This is a genomic window from Paenarthrobacter aurescens (assembly GCF_025421775.1).
Taxonomy (GTDB): Bacteria; Actinomycetota; Actinomycetes; order Actinomycetales; family Micrococcaceae; genus Arthrobacter; species Arthrobacter aurescens_B.
In genome coordinates this window covers 1-265 of sequence record NZ_JAOEFX010000346.1, presented here as the reverse complement: position 1 = coordinate 265, position 265 = coordinate 1, and the positions used below count along the sequence as shown (strand labels likewise).

Annotated in this window: 1 rRNA gene; it reads left to right on the top strand. The window is 54.3% G+C overall.

From position 1 onward, the window contains the following. Nucleotides 1–265 (top strand): 16S ribosomal RNA (locus tag N7568_RS23900); the annotation flags it as partial.

The following is a 265-nucleotide window of genomic DNA, read 5'->3' as shown; positions in this document are numbered from 1 at the left end:
AGTTGGTGAGGTAACGGCTCACCAAGGCAACGATGCATAGCCGACCTGAGAGGGTGATCGGCCACACTGGGACTGAGACACGGCCCAGACTCCTACGGGAGGCAGCAGTAGGGAATCTTCCGCAATGGACGAAAGTCTGACGGAGCAACGCCGCGTGAGTGATGAAGGCTTTCGGGTCGTAAAACTCTGTTGTTAGGGAAGAACAAGTATGAGAGTAACTGCTCGTACCTTGACGGTACCTAACCAGAAAGCCACGGCTAACTAC